This window comes from Hyphobacterium marinum (assembly GCF_036330325.1).
Taxonomy (GTDB): Bacteria; Pseudomonadota; Alphaproteobacteria; order Caulobacterales; family Maricaulaceae; genus Hyphobacterium; species Hyphobacterium marinum.
In genome coordinates this window covers 137,720-153,523 of the sequence record NZ_JAZDRO010000001.1, presented here as the reverse complement: position 1 = coordinate 153,523, position 15,804 = coordinate 137,720, and the positions used below count along the sequence as shown (strand labels likewise).

Annotated in this window: 15 protein-coding genes and 1 tRNA gene; 10 read left to right on the top strand and 6 right to left on the bottom strand. The window is 65.1% G+C overall.

The window, feature by feature from the left end; genetic code table 11:
* Window positions 1–94 precede the first annotated feature (94 nt).
* Window positions 95–472 (top strand): hypothetical protein, encoded by a 378-nt coding sequence (locus V0U35_RS00710; RefSeq protein ID WP_330194723.1) that lies wholly within the window; start codon window positions 95–97, stop codon window positions 470–472.
* Here V0U35_RS00710 and V0U35_RS00705 read toward each other — a convergent pair.
* Window positions 469–2,469: a potassium/proton antiporter gene (locus V0U35_RS00705; protein ID WP_330194722.1), complete on the bottom strand. Its 2,001-nt coding sequence runs from the start codon at window positions 2,467–2,469 to the stop codon at window positions 469–471. The two genes, V0U35_RS00710 and V0U35_RS00705, sit on opposite strands and share 4 nt — an antisense overlap.
* A gap of 91 nt (window positions 2,470–2,560) precedes the next feature.
* On the opposite strand from V0U35_RS00705, the gene V0U35_RS00700 reads away from it, so the two are divergent.
* The 3 genes from V0U35_RS00700 (at window position 2,561) to V0U35_RS00690 (ending at window position 7,406) form a co-directional block, all read left to right on the top strand.
* Window positions 2,561–2,637, top strand: a tRNA-Arg gene (locus V0U35_RS00700).
* A 183-nt stretch (window positions 2,638–2,820) separates the two neighbouring features.
* A complete protein-coding gene (locus V0U35_RS00695) occupies window positions 2,821–6,777 on the top strand; it encodes a beta strand repeat-containing protein (RefSeq protein WP_330194721.1) in 3,957 nt (1,318 codons plus the stop codon).
* A gap of 59 nt (window positions 6,778–6,836) precedes the next feature.
* Window positions 6,837–7,406, top strand: coding sequence for a putative pterin-binding protein (locus V0U35_RS00690; RefSeq protein WP_330194720.1), 570 nt, complete (start codon window positions 6,837–6,839; stop codon window positions 7,404–7,406).
* On the opposite strand, the gene V0U35_RS00685 is transcribed toward V0U35_RS00690, so the two are convergent.
* Entirely contained in the window at window positions 7,403–8,713 is a 1,311-nt protein-coding gene (locus V0U35_RS00685) for a S41 family peptidase (protein ID WP_330194719.1), read from the bottom strand. The two genes, V0U35_RS00690 and V0U35_RS00685, sit on opposite strands and share 4 nt — an antisense overlap.
* 165 nt (window positions 8,714–8,878) lie before the next feature.
* On the opposite strand from V0U35_RS00685, the gene V0U35_RS00680 reads away from it, so the two are divergent.
* Window positions 8,879–10,408, top strand: a complete 1,530-nt coding sequence (locus tag V0U35_RS00680; protein ID WP_330194718.1) for an alanine/glycine:cation symporter family protein — start codon at window positions 8,879–8,881, stop codon at window positions 10,406–10,408.
* Between the two features lie 34 nt (window positions 10,409–10,442).
* On the opposite strand, the gene V0U35_RS00675 is transcribed toward V0U35_RS00680, so the two are convergent.
* Entirely contained in the window at window positions 10,443–10,853 is a 411-nt protein-coding gene (locus tag V0U35_RS00675; protein WP_330194717.1) for a VanZ family protein, read from the bottom strand.
* On the opposite strand from V0U35_RS00675, the gene bioB reads away from it, so the two are divergent.
* Window positions 10,852–11,829 carry a biotin synthase BioB gene (gene bioB / locus V0U35_RS00670; RefSeq protein WP_330194716.1) on the top strand — a complete coding sequence of 326 codons (978 nt, stop codon included), beginning with the start codon at window positions 10,852–10,854 and terminating at the stop codon, window positions 11,827–11,829. The two genes, V0U35_RS00675 and bioB, sit on opposite strands and share 2 nt — an antisense overlap.
* Before the next feature lie 597 nt (window positions 11,830–12,426).
* Here the strand turns inward: bioB and V0U35_RS00665 are convergent.
* The gene (locus V0U35_RS00665) at window positions 12,427–12,699 is read right to left on the bottom strand and encodes a histidine kinase (RefSeq protein WP_330194715.1); all 273 of its coding nucleotides are present in this window, start codon (window positions 12,697–12,699) and stop codon (window positions 12,427–12,429) included.
* Window positions 12,700–12,831: 132 nt separating this feature from the next.
* Here V0U35_RS00665 and V0U35_RS00660 point away from each other — a divergent pair, with 132 nt between their 5' ends.
* The gene (locus V0U35_RS00660) at window positions 12,832–13,119 is read left to right on the top strand and encodes a 4a-hydroxytetrahydrobiopterin dehydratase (RefSeq protein ID WP_330194714.1); all 288 of its coding nucleotides are present in this window, start codon (window positions 12,832–12,834) and stop codon (window positions 13,117–13,119) included.
* A gap of 4 nt (window positions 13,120–13,123) precedes the next feature.
* Here the strand turns inward: V0U35_RS00660 and V0U35_RS00655 are convergent, their stop codons facing one another.
* Window positions 13,124–13,573: a hypothetical protein gene (locus tag V0U35_RS00655; protein ID WP_330194713.1), complete on the bottom strand. Its 450-nt coding sequence runs from the start codon at window positions 13,571–13,573 to the stop codon at window positions 13,124–13,126.
* Between the two features lie 74 nt (window positions 13,574–13,647).
* Here V0U35_RS00655 and mobA point away from each other — a divergent pair, with 74 nt between their 5' ends.
* Genes mobA through moaC form a run of 3 tightly spaced genes read left to right on the top strand, consistent with a single transcriptional unit; the run spans window position 13,648 to window position 15,153 of the window.
* On the top strand, window positions 13,648–14,193 hold the full coding sequence (gene mobA, locus V0U35_RS00650) for a molybdenum cofactor guanylyltransferase (protein ID WP_330194712.1): 546 nt from the start codon (window positions 13,648–13,650) through the stop codon (window positions 14,191–14,193).
* 10 nt (window positions 14,194–14,203) lie between these two features.
* On the top strand, window positions 14,204–14,668 hold the full coding sequence (locus V0U35_RS00645; protein WP_330194711.1) for a molybdenum cofactor biosynthesis protein MoaE: 465 nt from the start codon (window positions 14,204–14,206) through the stop codon (window positions 14,666–14,668).
* Window positions 14,665–15,153 (top strand): cyclic pyranopterin monophosphate synthase MoaC, encoded by a 489-nt coding sequence (moaC, locus tag V0U35_RS00640; RefSeq protein ID WP_330194710.1) that lies wholly within the window; start codon window positions 14,665–14,667, stop codon window positions 15,151–15,153. The genes V0U35_RS00645 and moaC overlap by 4 nt, the downstream gene beginning before the upstream one ends.
* Here the strand turns inward: moaC and msrQ are convergent.
* Window positions 15,150–15,800, bottom strand: a complete 651-nt coding sequence (gene msrQ / locus V0U35_RS00635; protein ID WP_330194709.1) for a protein-methionine-sulfoxide reductase heme-binding subunit MsrQ — start codon at window positions 15,798–15,800, stop codon at window positions 15,150–15,152. The genes moaC and msrQ overlap by 4 nt on opposite strands.
* Between the last annotated feature and the right edge of the window lie 4 nt (window positions 15,801–15,804).

Genomic DNA, 15,804 nt, shown 5'->3' with positions numbered 1-15,804 from the left:
GTATGCGAACGCGATTCGCGATTTAACCCTGCCGCTTTTTCGCCTTCCGGTGCGTCCAGTATGGGTCTGAAACCGCTTAAAAGGGAGGCCCGCCATGCGCATGCTCCGCAAGATTTTCGCGATCCTCGTCGCCGCGCCGCTCTTCGTCTTTCTGGCCTATGTCTTCGGCGTGTTTTTAAACCCGCAGGGACAGGCCGGATGGATCGCGGCGATTGTCCTGATCGGTGTCAGCGCGATTGCCAGTCTCATCGTCTATGGCTGGATCATGCGCGGCGCGCGCGTTGCGCCCATGAACAAGGGCCATGACGACGGGCGCGGCGTGGGGCTGGGCCTCCTTGGCGCATCAGCGGCCGGACGCCGCCGCCGCGACGAGACCGACGGCGATGATTTCGGGTCCCGCCGCCGCGATAACGCGGATCAGGACAATGACGGTGACGGCGATGCCGGTGCGGGCCTCGCCGACCTGCACTAGCCGCCGCCTTCACCCTCCGTAAGCACCGGATCATACCGGTCCAGCCCGTCCGGCCCGGCCAGGATGGCCTCGACCTGGTCCACATAGGCCGGCCCGTCCGCGACGTAAGGCCCGATCTCGCCCGCCAGTGCCGTACCCGTGATCGCCGCGCCGGACGCGCGCAGACCGGCCCGCGCGTCGCGGAATCCTTCAAACGCCGGATGCGAATTGAGGTGCAGGACATAGTCCTCCGCTGACGCTGAGAGGCTGTCGAACCCGCCGCTCGGGAAGCGCCCGAAAAGCGCATTGCGGTCCTGCGCCGCATCGCTGAACCCCCAGCCCGTCGCGATGGCGGACTGCGCCACGGCGAGCGAGGGCGGGATGATGTCGGCCCGCGCCAGCACATCATCAAGATCCCCATACCGCCCGCCATAGCGCCGCGCGAGCGTATCGCGCCGCGCCTGTTGGGGCAGGCTGAAAGCCTCGCCCGCCGCCTCGCGTGCCTGCATGGTGAGAATTTCGCGCCGGTCGGCGAGGATGCGCTGATTTTCCTCTTCGATCAGGCCCGCGACGATCTGGGTGAAGAGCCGCCGGCGCTCGATGGCCGGAAGCGCGGCCCAGTCCTCGGGCAGGCCTGCGAGGCGCAATCGCGCCGCTTCACCCACGACACCGCCCACGATTTCGCGCAACTCACCCACGCTCGCGGTTTCGGTCAGGGGCGCGCGCGTGTCGCGCAAGGTCAGTCCCAGCGACAGGGCAAAAATGACGGCGGCAAACCCGCCGGCCACGCCTGCGACTGCACCGGCATTGCGCCAGCGGCCCTGGCCTTCCAGCGGCGGCGCGATCCCGGCCAGGCGCGAGACCGGTCCCGCGGTCCATCCCTGGATCACCAGCGAGGCGATGACGACCGCAAAGGCTGCCGAGAAATAAAGGTTGGCGTTCTCCACGCCCGCAATGACCGGAAACCCCCCGAGGAAGATCGGTGTCGCCCCGCGCAAACCCATCCAGGCAATGAAGGCGCGCTCGCTGCGCCGGTATTTCTCCGGGAAGAGGCAGAGCAGCACAGCCAGTGGCCGGGCGAGGAAGATCAGCACAAGGGCCACGCCGAGCGCGGGAAGAGCGACCGCAATCGCATGCGAGGGCGTGACCATCAGGCCCAGCATCAGGAAGAGGCCGATCTGCGACAGCCACGCCATGCCGTCGGAAAACCGCACCGTCGGCTCTTCCGCCCGCTTGTCCGGCGCGGCGGCAAAAGCAACCCCGGCGAGATAGGCCGCGAGGAAGCCCGACGCCTCGATCGCCTGGGCCAGCGAGAACAGGAAGACCGCCGAGGCGACGGCGAAGATGGGATAGAGCCCGATGGGCAGGCCGATCCGGCGCTCCACCCAGGCAATGGCCCGTCCGCCGAACCAGCCGATCAGGCCGCCGGCCACCAGCGCCCACAGGATCGCCAGCCCGGCAAGGAAAGGATTGGGTGGCCCGCCGCGCAACAGCCATTCGACCAGAGTCACCACCAGGATGACGGCCATCGGGTCGTTGAAACCGGACTCGGCCTCCAGCGTCGTCGCGACACGCGGGCGCGCCCGCACATCGCTGCCTGCAATCAGCATCAGCACGGCGGCCGCATCTGTCGAGGACACGATCGCGCCCATCAGAAGGCTTTCCACCCAGCCCAGATCAAACAGCAGGCGCGCGGCGACGGCAGTTATGCCCGCCGTGATCATCACCCCGGCGGTCGCCAGCGTCAGCGAGGGGCGCAGCACACCGCGAAGCCGCCGAAGCCGGGTACTCAATCCGCCGTCAAACAGGATCAGCGCTAGTGCGACCGATCCGAAGATATAGACCCCGTCCTGCGCCTCGACCCGCAGTGGCCCGGGCCCTTCATTGCCGGCCAGCATCCCCAGGCCGAGAAAGATCAGCAAAAGCGGGGCTCCGGCCCGGCGCGTGATCGCGGCCCCGGCAATGGCCAGAATGACGAGGCCGGTCGCGGCCAGAAGGATGAAATTGGCGGAGTCCATGATGCCGCAACATATAAGGTGTTGTGCCCCCGCGATGAAAGCCGGATTGAACAGGCTTCAGAAGGCCTGTATGTCACACCGGCTCCGGCATGCACCCATAGCTCAGCTGGATAGAGCGCTGCCCTCCGAAGGCAGAGGTCTCAGGTTCGAATCCTGATGGGTGCGCCATTCCCTTAAGAGACAGCCAGTGCGTGACATCGGGTGTCAGTGCATCGATTTTCCTTAACGGGCGGGCGGGATTGCGATACTCTCGCAATACATTGACTCTGTTCTGGCCGTGTCCGTTTTCGTAGGGCTTTGGGTAACGACGTGCCCGATCCGGCACGTGATCGCTTTTTTCAAGGTTCGCCCATGTTTCACCTGTTTGCTCGTGTCACACGGATTTCCACCGGCCGCCTTATTGGCAGCCTGACCCTGGCGGTCGGACTGGCCCTGTCGGCTCCGGCACTGGCCGCACCGCCCGTCGCCAATGACGATGCGTTCGTTTCGAACACATCGTCAGCGCCGATGGCGGGAAGTGAGCTTGTGCTGAGGCCAGCGGACTCGAATTTGAGATACCCCGAGTTCGATCTCGCCCCGACAAGTGATGGGGGGTTCTTCCTGGTTCTGGAAAAATACCGGGGCGGTTACCTGGCCGGCATCGACAATACTGATATCGTGGGTCAATTCTATGCAGGCGACGGGTCCTCGCAAAGCAGCGAACTGGCCATTTCCCCGGCAAGCGAGAACAACCACCCCGCCAGCGATCCCGCGGTTTCACTTCGCGACGACGGGGGTTTTGCCACTGCCTGGAGCCGGTTCATATATTGCGGGGCCAATTGTTACACGGGTGACTTGAGAACCCTGCAGTTTTCAGCGAACGCAGGCATCGCGAGTACAACCGCGCGCGCGGACGACGATACGCCCGGTATTGGCGGATATCCTGATGTCGCGGCCCTGGCAGGCGGGGGCCACGTTGTTGTCTGGCATGACCGCGGCAGCGGTGAACGGGTCCATGCCCGTGTTTTCGACAACAATGGTGTCGCGGCAGGGGCGTCCGTTCAGGTGGCCGATGGGGTCGAGTTCGGAGTTCGGCCTCGCGTGGTCGGCCTGCCCAGTGGCGGGTTTGTTGTTACCTGGTCGCAGGACCTTGCCAGCGGTGCAGATACGGACGGCACGGCTGTGCTGGCGCGCCAGTATGATGCCAATGCGGCCCCCGTTGGTGCCGCGTTCCTGGTCAATTCCGAAACGCAGCTCGATCAAAGTCTTCCCGCCATTACAGTGTTGGGAGATGGGGGTTTCGTCATTGCCTGGACCCACGTCGTTCCCATTGACGGAGGCCCGTTCGGTCAGGCCGACATTCGTGCGCAACGCTACGATTCTGCGGGTAGTCCTGTGGGGACCGAATTCACGGTCAACGTCGCAACAGCCACACAACAGATAGACGTCGATCTCGCCCCGTTGAGCAACGGGGGATTTGTTGCGAGCTGGAGTTCCAATGGAACGACAACCGACGATCCGGATGGATACGGCGTCCGCGCGCGCGTCTTTGATGCCGCTGGAGCCGGGTCGGCAGAGCTTGCTGTCAATGCGACGACCGCCGGGGATCAGGGCCGCTCGCGCGTCGCACCGCTGGCAGGCAATGGTTTTGTCGTCGCATTTCGCAGCTCCGAAGGCGCGACCAGCCAGATTCTCGCCCGTGTGTTCACCTATCCGCCGATCCCGGCGAGTACGTCGTCACCGCTCCCGGTTCTCGCCAATGACACGGACGCGGATGGGGACCCCCTGACGATTACAGCGGTCAACGGTACGGCGATCTCGGCGGACGCCGACTTTTCCGGCGCAGGACCCATCACGGGGCCGCTGGCCGGCCCTGTGACACTCCCCTCGGGCGCGGTGGTCTCGCTGGGCAGCGACCTGACGTATGACCCCACCGCGGCCCCCTTCGCCATTGCCCTGCCCGGCGGTACGACCGGGAGTGACAATTTCACCTACACGATCAGCGATGGTTCGCTGACCGATACGGCCAACGTGACTGTCACGGTCACCGGCGTGAATGACGCACCGTCGGCGGACAATGACACGCTGAGCGTGGGCGAGGACGCGGCCGCCGCCAATGTCACGGCCACGCTGCTGGACGGGGACACCGACCCGGACACGGGCGAGACGGCCCAGCTGGCCGTGACGGCGATCAACACGACCGGAACGCAGGGTCAGGCCGTGTTCAATGCCGGAACCGTGACCTATGGACCGAATGGCGCATTCGAGGGCCTGGCACAGGGCCAGAGCACGACGGATGTCTTTACCTACACAGTCTCCGACCCAGGCGGGCTTTCTGCCGTAGGGACGATGACCGTCACCGTCAACGGAGCCAATGACGCGCCCGTTCCGGGCGATGTCTTCGGTACGGTCAGCGAGGACAGCGTACCAGCCGATATCACGGCGGCTGTACTTGGCGGTGTTGCCGATCCGGACAGCGGCGACACGCACACGATCACGGCCTTCGACGCGACGGGGACGCAGGGCAGCGTGGCGCTGGCCGCTGGCCAGCTCACCTACGATCCGCGTGGCGCGTTCGACAATCTCAATGACGGGCAAAGCCAGCTTGATACCTTCACCTTTACCGTCACAGACGCCAATGGTGCGTCGGGCACGGCTACGGCGCGGATCACGGTGACGGGCCTTAGTGACGTCCTGACCGTCAGCACGAGCGGTCTGGGCACCGGTCAGGTGACCAGCGCGCCCGGCGGCATCACCTGCGGTGATGGCGGCAATGACTGTAGCGAGGAATACGACGCCGGCCTGTCGGTCGTCCTGACCGCAACTCCGGCCGCGGGCTCGGTCTTCGACCAGTGGACCAGCGGGCCGTGTACCGGCCAGTCAGGGACCTGCCAGGTCGATCTGGGCGGCGACGTGAGCGCCGATGCCCGTTTCGAGCTGGCCAGCCCGCCCGACGGACGGATCGTCGCGGCGACCCTGCCGGGCGCGCGCTCCGGCTATGTTGGCGGCCCCGATATCACGGCCTTCCTGTCGGTGGTCAGCCGGGCGACGACCCCGGCACAGGACTGCCGGGTCACGGCTCCCGGCACGCCGCCTTTCGCCTTTTCCTACCGCATGCTCGACGGATCGAATCAGCCCACCGGTCCGGCCGATCCGCGCTTTGACCTGACCAACGGTCAGACGTTGAGCTTCATCCTGGCGATGACGCCGCAAACGGCGACCGGCGACGGCGGCTATGTCTTCCAGCCCGCCATTGTCTGCGACAATGCGACCCTGGCTCCGATTGACGGGGTGAATTCGGTTCTGCTCTCGATCGGCGCGGCCCCGGTTCCCGACATCCTGTCGATTGCAGCGACGCAGTCCGGGGACGGTGTGATCCGGGTCCCGGCCTCGGGCAACCGGGTCGGCATTCTATCCGCGGCGGCGATCAATATCGGTGCGGGCGATGGGGTCAGTGGCCCCGGCGCAGCAACCATCACCGTCTTTCCGGACACCGGGACGGCAAGTCTGCCGCTCACAGTGACGGTTTGCGAAACCAACAGTATTGGCGTTTGCCTGGCACCCCGTTCGGCATCGGTCACCTCCGTGATCGCCTCTGAGGCCAAGCTCTTTGCCGTCTTTGTGCGCGTCGACGAGGGGGCTTCCATTCCCTTTGATCCGGCCAATGCGCGGGTTTTCCTGCGCTTTCGCAGCGAGGACAATGTCATCCGCTCCGTCACCAGCGCGGCGGTCACCTCTCCTGCACCGTCCTCCGACATCGCCGAAACGGTGCTCGCTGGGCGCTGGTCGATCCTCGTGCGGCAGGACACAGGCGACTGGCCGAGTCTCGAGCGCGGCTCGCTGCACGTGCTGGGCAATGGACGCGCCGTGCTGGCAAGCGGCGGCATGGCAAGGCTGATTGATGTCACGGCGCAGCCCGGACCGGACGGCACGGTGGTCTTCACGACCGGTGGCGCAGCAGGCGTGGCCCTGCTCTCCGGCACGATCCGTCTCGGCGATGCGCTCGCCGACCAGCCCGGAACCTTCTGGGGCGTGCGCGACGACCGTTCGACCACGGAATCGGACTGGTCAGGCCTTGCCGGCAGCTATGACGGGATCACGGTAGCGTCCGATGGCACGATCGCGGGGTCGTACCTCGGCTGCAGCGCGACGGGCAGCGCCACCCGGTCGCCGGACGGTGCGGCGGGTCTGCGCACGGGGGGAGTCAGCCTGTCGGGCTGCGCATTGCAAGGCAGATACACCGCGATCCTCGATCCGGCGGCGAACGACCAGGAGTCACCCGCGCTCATTCTTGCGAACGGAGACCGGGGCTGGCGAGTGACGCGCTGAGGCTCGCCATGCGGGGTGGCCGGGCCTAAACTCCTGGCTATCGGAGCAGAGGGGCGGACATGATCCGGACGGTAGTGATCCTGTTATGGGCGGGCGTTTTGGCAGCCTGCTCACCGGCAACTGGCGGCGGCAGGGATGCGCCCACCGGCGCAGTGTTGACCCTCTATGGCGACATCGAAACGGTTGATCGCGGGCCGTCGCAGGCCGCCCTGGAGCCGCTCTTCTTCGCCTATGGCATCGAGTTCGGCTCGGCCTGCGTTTTCTCGACGGCCAGCCTCGCCTCCCTCGATCAGCACGAGATCCGCGTCGATTTCCCCATGGGCGGTGATGAACGCCGCTTTTCCGGCCCGCTCCTGCGCGACGTGCTGGCGATTGCCGGGCCGCAGGGCACGCACCTGACCGTGACCGCGCTCGACGGGTATCAGCGCACCATTCCGCTCGAACAGGTTATGGCCCATGACGTCATCCTCGCCATTCGCGCCGACGGCGAGTGGCTCGGGATCGGCGGCTACGGCCCGGCCCTGCTGGTCTGGCCGCGCGGCACGGACCCCGATCTGGCCGGTCAGACTGACGATGACTGGGTCTGGGGCGTCTTCGCGATCGAGTCGGTCACGCCGGACGAGACCTAGTCCCGCCGCGACAGGCTGGGCGGGCCACCCAGTTGTTCAAGGGTCAGCGACACCACATCGCCCGAGGCATTGCGCTGAAAGGTCAGGCGGGCATCGTCCAGGCCTTCCAGGGCAAACCGGTCCGGGCCAAGCGGGGTCAACCGGCGGCCGCCCTGTTCGCCTCGGCGGTAGTGGAGCGCGCCGTTCTCGATGAAAATCTCGCGCGGCCCGTAAGTGCCGGTCAGTGTGTCGGCATTCTCAGGCAAAGGTGGCAAGGGATTGGCCCTGGCCCGCGCGGCTTCGAGCGCCCATTCCACACTGCGGCGCTGGTCAGCATTTTCGGCGGTTTCCAGGATCGCCTCATAGGCCAGCGCCAGCGCAGCATCGAGCGCCTCGGCGGCCGGAACATCGACATCGGGAATGACGCCGGTGCCTTCCCAATTCGTCCCGGTAATCGGATTGCGCGCCGATCCGGTCGAGACGAAGACGGCAAACCCGTCCCCGGCCGGGAAGAAGCCGCCCGGATTGCCCGCGCCATAGGTCGTTTCTCCGACAATCGTGGCGCGTTCCATGGCTTGCAGATGATAAGGGAAGGCTTCGCCGGCCGACCCGGTTCGGCTGCTGGTCAGCACATAGAGCGGGACGTCCGGGCGTGCCTCGCCCGGCAACCAGGCCAGCGACATCAGCTCGGACGGATACTCCCGCTCGCTCGAGACAAAGGTGTTGATCGGGCGCTGGTCGACCGGATCGAGAAAATGGCTGATCAGGAATTGCACCATCGACGGCGCGCCGCCCGAATTGCTCCGCATGTCGAAGATGACCGCGTCGGTGTTCTCCACGAAATTCAGTGCGGCCAGTGCCGTATCTCCGGCGATCTGGGCGGGAGCGAACTGGTGCAGATCGATATAGCCGACATTACCCGGCAGAATGGCGACGTCCTGGAATCCGAAATTCACCCGCGCCAGCGCGCCAATATCAATTCCGTCGTCCTCGCCGCCATCTCCATCGCCGGGACCTTCGGGCGGCGGACCCACATAACGCACAGAGAAGTGGTTGTCCTGCGGGCGCAGGTGCGCGGTCAGGGCATCAGCAAGCGACGCCGCATCACCGGCCCCATCGAAGTCACCTGCGGCGAGGGCTGCGCGCAGCCCCGCTGCGATTTCCGCACCGCGATCTGTATCGTAGAAATTCTCCTCGATCAGGCGCGCCGCGTCATTGACAGTCCGGGCACGGCTCTCGGCAGATTGCGCCGGATTGTCCTGGGCCAGCGCCAGGGGCGAAACAAGCAGGGCGGCACAGGCCGCAATGGCATGGAATAGTCGGATCATCGCTCGGTCCCTCCGGTCGGTTGATGAAGGCCGAGTCTAGCCTGCACCGGTCGCGATGAGGCGTTACAAAGGCGCAACGCGGCCGTCATCAAACCGAAAAACAATTTGCGTCCGGGGGTGAGGCTTCTAGGCTGCGCGCCAGCTAGAGAAGAGTCGGGGAGACTTATGGAAGGCTTTTTTGATGGCGCGACGACAGTCGCGGATTTTCTCTGGGGTGGCACCTGGGGGACGGTCGTTGATCCGGAAACAGGTGAAGACATTCCCAACCGGATCATGCCGGTCGGTATTATTGTTATCGCCCTTCTGGGGACGGGCCTCTATTTCATGATCATGCTGGGCTTCCGCCCGCTGCTTCGCCTGTTCCCGGCCTTCGGGGAGCTGTGGGGCGGACGCAAGGCGACCGGCGAGGGCGAGATCACGCCCTGGAACGCCCTGTCCACCGCCCTGTCCGGCCAGGTCGGGACGGGTAATCTCGCCGGTGTGGCGACAGCGATCACGCTGGGCGGGCCGGGTGCAATCTTCTGGATGTGGGTGACCGCGCTTTTCGGCATGGCAGCGGCCTATGCCGAGTCCAGCCTTGCCGTGCGCTTCCGGGAAAAGCACCCCGACGGGCATTTCCACGGCGGGCCGATGTACTACATCAAGAATGGCCTGGGGAAAGGCTGGGGCTGGCTCGCCATCCTCTTCTGCCTGGGCACGATCCTGTCAGCCATTGCTACCGGCGGCGCCATCCAGGCCAATTCCGTGACACAGTCCGCGGTCGAGGCCGGCACCTCGCTCGGCCTGAACATTCCGAACTGGGCGGTCGGGCTTGTGCTCGCCGCGCTGGTCTTCATCGTCATCATTGGCGGCATCAAGTCGATCGGTAATGTCGCGGGCAAGATCATCCCCTTCATGGCACTCGCCTACATCCTGGCCGCGCTCTATGTGCTGCTGACGCATGCCGACCACATTCCGGGTGCCTTCGCCCAGATTTTCGAGCATGCCTTCGGCTTGCGTGAAGCCGCCGGCGGCCTTGCCGGGTACGGGGTTCTGGCGGCGATCCGCGCCGGTGTGGCGCGCGGCCTTTTCTCCAACGAGGCCGGTCAGGGTTCCGCCCCGATCGCCCACGCGGCGGCGCAGACGAAGAACCCGGTCAAGCAGGGCGAAATCGCCATGCTCGGCGTGTTCCTGGACACGATCGTCATCTGCACAATGACGGCGCTGGTCATTCTCGTGGTCGAAGGGGCCTACCCGTCTGCAGGCGGTGTGGTGTCCTATGCCTGGCAATCGGCTGATCTCGAAGCGTCGGCCATCACCACGGCGGCCTATTCCGAAGGCATGATCGGCGGGGCCTGGGTCGTCCTGGCGGCACAGGCGCTTTTCGCCTTCACCACCATTATCGGCTGGTCCTATTACGCCGAGCAGTCGATCACCTATCTGACCGGCGACTGGGCGGCCAAGCCCTTCCGTTATCTCTGGGTCGGTGTGGCTTTCGCGGGAACGCTGGTGACCAATGTCGACGGGCTCTGGCGGTTTGGCGACATCGCCAACGCGACCATGCTTCTGCCGAACGTCGTGGCGTTGCTGCTACTGTCGGGCGTCGTATTCGTGATGACTCGCCGCTTCGACAAGACCGGTGAGTTACCGCCGAACTTCCATGGCGACACCTGGGGCACCGAACCGCCGCCGGGCACGGTCGAGAACAAGGACTAAAGACCGGTCCTGAACTGAACCGGATCGGCCCCGCCTAGCGCGGGGCCGTTTCGTATCGGGACGCGAGGCGCGCGGCCATTGTCACGCTGGCGAGGCCAAGCACGATGCCGGCTCCATCTGCGGCGAGGTCCGCCAGGGAGGGCGACCGCATCAGGCCCGGCGTGGCCTGCGCCAGCTCGATCATTCCGCCATACAGCAGCAGCGCGACACCAATTCCCCAGGCGCGGACGTCCGGCCAGGACAGGCGCGCGAATATGGCCAGCACGGCGAAGGCGGCGAGATGCTCGGCCTTGTCCAGCCCCAGAAGGCGCGGTGGCGCATTCGGGGCCGGGGTCAGGGCGATCACGGTGACAACACCGAGAATGGCAGCAAAGGCGAGACGTGACGCTTGCCGCGCCATCCAGCGCTTTCTAGGTTCCGGCCGGGCATGGAGTTTCAGACGCATGGACAACGGACTTTCCGATATCGACCGGCTGAGCCGGCCACGGCGGGGCTGGACCCCGGCCGAAGCCGGAGCGATCTACCGCGCACCGTTTTCCGATCTGGTCTTCGCCGCGCAGGGCGTCCATCGCCGCAAGCATCGGGCCAATTCGGTCCAGAAGTCCCAGCTGCTGTCCATCAAGACCGGGGGCTGTGCCGAGGACTGCGGTTATTGCAGCCAGTCGGCCTTCCACGAGACCGGCCTGAAAGCCTCCAAACTCATGCCGCTCGACGCGGTGATGACGGCGGCGGCTGCGGCCAAGGATGGCGGCGCGACGCGCTTCTGCATGGGTGCCGCCTGGCGTTCCTTGAAGGACCGCGATGTCGACGCCGTCTGCGCCATGGTGGAAGGCGTCAAATCGCTCGGGCTGGAGACCTGCGTTACGCTGGGCATGCTCGAGGACGGTCAGGCAGAACGGCTGAAGTCGGCCGGGCTCGATTATTACAACCACAATCTCGATACCAGCCGCGAATACTATGGCGACGTCATCACCACACGGACCTATGAGGACCGGCTCGATACGCTCTCGAAGGTCCGTTCAGCCGGGATCCATGTCTGCTGCGGCGGTATTATCGGCATGGGTGAGGGCGAGGCCGACCGGATCGGTCTGTTGGTCGAGCTCGCAAATCTCGACCCGCACCCCGAAAGCGTGCCGATCAACCGGCTTGTTGCCGTGCCGGGTACGCCGCTCGGCAATGCCGAACCGCTCGACGGGATCGATTTCGTGCGCACGATCGCCGCGGCGCGTATCATGATGCCGGACTCGGTGGTGCGGCTGTCGGCGGGCCGCGAGACCATGAGCCGGGAGCTTCAGGCGCTGTGTTTTCTGGCCGGGGCCGGATCGATCTTCGTCGGTGAGGAATTGCTGACCACGCCCAACCCGGACCGCGACGCCGATTTCGACATGTTCGAAGCGCTGGGACTGGAAGCCGCGGAGTAGGGGTTCAAGCGACGCAAACCCCTCATCCTGAGGTGCCCGCGTTAGCGGGCCTCGAAGGATGGGAAGACAGGCTCTCGCGTGCTTCGAGGCTTTCCTGCCGGAAAGCACCTCAGCATGAGAAGGGTTTGTGCGTTCCGGACAAGCAAGAGCATGACACTAAAACGGGATATCTTGATTTGATGCCCCCCGGTTTGGCGCAGCCAAGACCGGGGTCAAACCAAGACAATCTGGGTCCCGGCCCGCGCTGCGCGCGTCCGGGAGGCGTCGGGTTACCCTGTTCAAGGTCCCGGCTTGACCCTTCGGGGCAGCCGGGATGACAGCCATATCAGAGTCCAAGCCACTTCCTCCTCTCCCTTGATGGGAGAGGTGCCGATCCCGGACCTGTTCCGGGGGAGGCGGAGAGGGTGAGAAACATCAAACGGTGAGAGTGACCCACCCCTTCCGTCTGACGCTTTCGCGTCAGCCACCTTCCCCATCAAGGGGAAGGAGAATAGGTGCTCTTGTCAGCGTCATGCCCCGAATTATTCGGGGCATCTCCCATGCAAGATCACCCGGATAAACCGGGTGATGACGCAAATCTGTACGTATGGAGGGTGCCTACGCCACCCCGATGCGGGGAGCACCGCCATCCTGGGCTTCGGACGGGCCGAAGGCACGATCCAGGAGCACGGTGGAATCCTGGGCCAGTTCAATCGCGGCGGTAAGGTGTTCGAGCACCTTCACATTGTTGGCGAGGACATGGAGCGCCTCAGGGCGGTGGTCCTCGGCGATCTTGGTGCAGCGTTTCAGAACGTCACTGCGCAGATCAAGCAGGATGTCCTCCAGCTTGCGGCCGCCGGGATTGGCGTCGGAGATGAGAAAGCGGGTCATGGGATGCGCGCCTCCTTTCTGGTTTCAGGGTCGGACCCTGACAGAAACGCGTTAATTTTCACCTGACGCCTTGATCGTGATACCGGGTGCCTCCAGCTTCGAGACTGGAGCGCAGACACGAGGATACAAGCCATGCCGCAGAAAATCGGAGCCGAAGCCGCGCTCGCCCGCCTGAAGGGCTGGAGCGTGGTGGACGGCCGTGATGCCATCGAGAAGACATTCGAGTTTCCCGATTTCAAGGCGGCCTGGGCCTTCATGTCAGCGGTTGCGGACAAGGCCGACGCGATGGATCACCATCCTGAGTGGTTCAATGTCTACAACAAGGTGGATGTCACGCTGGCGACCCATGACGCTGATGGCGTGACCGAGCTCGACGTGACTCTCGCCAGCTTCATGGACGATGCCGCGCGCGGGCGCTGAACGCCTACTGGTCGTGGATGATGACCATGCCGAGCAGGAAATCCGCCCCGTCCTGACCGAGGATCTCGTCGGTGGTTTCCTGCATCACCAGTGAAATCCGGTCCGTGTCCGGCACGTCGCCATAGCGGTAATTCGCGCCGGCATAGCGGCTGAGCGCCGCGACATAGGCATCACGCAGGCGCGGCATCAGGCGCTGGGCCCGGGCGCGCAGGCGGCTGTCGGGAATTTCCAGACCCGCCTCGATCTGCAACACGCCGCGAATTCGGTAATCGGCATGCACGCTCGCCGTCAGCGGCGAGAGCGGCACATAGCCTTCAGACGAGGTGATCATGCGCCGGCGCTCACTGTCGCCGCCACCACTGCCATGCCCGTCGCCGCCCGAGGGCGGAGCGGCGAAAGCGGCGGGCGTTGCGGCCAGCATGGCGGTCAGAAGGATGAGGATCAGCCGTGTCATGGTGCGCAGCATAGGCACCAAGCGGTAAAGGAAGCGTTGGTGCCGCAAGCCGGCTTCGCGCTATGAGAAAGGCCATGTCCACGCCAGCCTCCATCACCGGCCTCATCCTCGCAGGCGGCAAGTCCTCCCGCATGGGAACAGACAAGGCCGCGCTGGTCCTTGACGGCGAGACACTGCTCGACCGCGCCCGCCGCATCTTGCGGGAAGCCGGGGCCGAACGCGTGATCGTCCTGGGGCGTTCGTACGAAGCAGACGGCTGGCCCGATCCGCCCGGTGGAAAAGGGCCGGGCGTGGCGCTGGCGTCGGCACTGAACCGGTTGGCAGACAGCGGTCCGGTCCAAGCGCTTGTCATCCCGGTCGACATGCCGTGCCTGACGCCGCACAGCCTGAAAGCCCTGATCCGTTCCGGCCCAAGCGCTCACTACCAGAACGACCCCTTGCCGCTTTACTTCGCGCCGGACGCGCGATTGCCGACCCCGGATACCGTCCGCTCTGTGCGCGATGTCGTTAAGGCGGTCGGCGCGCTGGCGCTACGCCGCCCCGGCAATGAGCGCGTTCTGGCGAATATCAACACACCCGATGCGTTCGCGGACCTGTCCGGCGGGACCGGACCGGACTAGTCTGTCTGCCATGATCGCCATACCGCCCATCGAGATTGAAATTGTCGACACCAATTTCGATCCCGCCGCCCGCCTTGCCGGGTTTGCGGGACCGGAGAGCGGCGCGGTCGCGAGCTTTACAGGCCAGGTCCGGGGCGGTTCGGACACGGTGCTGACACTCGAACACTATCCGGGCGTGACGGAAGCCGCGCTGCGGTCGATTGCCGAAACAGCTCACCAGCGCTGGCCGCTCGATCGGAGCCTGGTCATCCATCGCGTCGGTGCCATGTGGGCGGGCGAGGCCATCGTTCTGGTTGCCTGCGCTTCGGCGCACCGCCGGGCAGCGCTGGAAGCCTGCGCCTTTCTGATTGATGTCTTGAAGACCGAAGCCCCCTTCTGGAAGAAGGAAGCCGACGGGACCGGCGAGCGCTGGGTCGAGACCGGCACAGCCGACCAGTCCGCGGCGCGCGACTGGCTGGAGGAGACAGGATCATGAATACGGGCAAGCTCTCCCATATCGGCCCGGACGGCCGCGCGCGCATGGTCGATGTCTCTGACAAGGCCGCCACGAAACGCCGCGCCGTCGCCTCGGGACAGATCACGATGAATGCTGATGCCTTTGCCGCCGCGCGCGACGCCAGCGGCCCGAAAGGTGAAGTCATCGCGGTTGCCGAGATCGCCGGAACCATGGCGGCCAAACGCACCGCCGACCTGATCCCGCTCTGTCACCCTCTGCCCCTGTCAAAGGTCGAGGTCCGCATTGCGCCCCTTGCCGACGAGAGCGGCTATGGCATCGAGGCCGAAGTCGTCACCACCGGTCCCACGGGCGTCGAGATGGAAGCGCTGACCGCAGTGTCGGTCGCCGCGCTGACCCTCCACGACATGCTCAAGGCCGTCGACAAGGCGATGGAGATCGGCGCGATACGGCTTGAAGAGAAAACAGGCGGAAAATCCGGCGACTTTACGCGTAAAGGACGCTAGGCAGACGCCGGACGATTAGCGCGTGTTTCGACCGCTTTCCACACCCGGTATCCCAGCAGCAGCGCCAGAATTCCGGCATGGACCAGCGGGCCGGGCTGGAGCCCCTTTTCGGCGAAGAAATGGTGCGTCACCGCCAGAATGGCGATGGGATAGACCAGCATATGCAGCCGCTTCCAGCGCAGCGCCCCGAGCCGGCGGATCATCGAGTCAAAAGACGTCACAGCAAGCGGGATCAGCAGGGCCAGTGCGGCCATCCCGAAAGTGATGTAGGTCCGCTCGACAATGTCCTCCCACAGCTTCGGCAGCGAGAAGAAGAGGTCCGCGCCGAAATAGGCGGTCAGGTGCAAGAGCGCATACCAGAAGGCCGCCAGCCCGATCCGGCGGCGCACCTTCATGACCGGACCCCATTTCGTCAGGTCACGGAAGGGCGTTATGGCCAGCGAAATCAGCAGTATGCGGATTGCCGTCTGGCCCAGGAAATGATGCGTCGCCGCGACTGGTTCGAAGCCAAGATCATTGGGCTGTCCGGTCAGCAGCAGTACCCATTGAACCGTGATCCAGACCAGCGGCAGCACGAGCGCGATCAGCACCAGCGGTTTGAGCCAATGCTTGGCAAAGCTCCGCAGAATGGCTTTCCGGTCCGCCATCGGA